Source organism: Aeromonas sp. SCS5 (genome assembly GCF_001887375.1).
GTDB classification, from domain to species: domain Bacteria; phylum Pseudomonadota; class Gammaproteobacteria; order Enterobacterales; family Aeromonadaceae; genus Aeromonas; species Aeromonas jandaei.
On record NZ_LFCS01000034.1, the window covers coordinates 1 to 680 of the forward strand.

Consider the following 680-nt stretch of genomic DNA (forward strand, 5'->3'; position numbering starts at 1 on the left):
GCCTGGAAGGTGTGACCATCCGTGCCAACCGCTTTCCAGGTCAAGGCTTCGCCATTGTGGGTAATGGGCTTGCCGCTGGCATCCATAACCTGACCGGAGAGCGTCAGTCGCACATCGGTCACAGGATCCGAGTCAGCTTTGATGATGATCTTGCCGCTCGCCTGCTGGTCATCCACGGCAGAGTTGGCACCATCGAAACGCCCTTCGCTGAGGGTTACACCAGTCAGAGTCAAGGTCGGTTTATCCCCTTCCCCAATCTGGATATTGAGGGTGCCGCTGGTACTATCGTTGTTGCCGCCCGCCTTGTCGTAGTCGTTGACGATCACCTTGATGGGCAGCTCGGTCACGGCGTTGGCGCCCTGATGGATCCCCTGATAGAGGGTCACCTGATAGTCAAAACCGTTCTTGCCCGCCTGATCCAGCGTGCCAACCAGCCGCACCTCAAACACCTCGACGCGCTGGCCGTTGACCTCGACATAGCCCTTGAGCAGCTGACTACCCGGGATGGCGGGATCCCCATCAAGCAGTTCGTATTTGACACTCTGGCCGAGGGCTGTGAGCGCCGGTTGCTGACTGCCCTCGGCAAACGCCACCTCGACCACCCGATCCGACCCTGCCTGCACGTCGAAGTGACCGGTTTGACTCAGACTGTTGCTGCCGGTGAGGTCCCCCTCATCCAG

General features: G+C 59.9%; 1 protein-coding gene. It reads right to left on the bottom strand.

Translation table 11 applies throughout. The features are described from left to right. The coding region (locus BS300_RS20835; RefSeq protein WP_143241877.1) for a hypothetical protein at nucleotides 1–680 on the bottom strand (680 nt) is incomplete at both ends.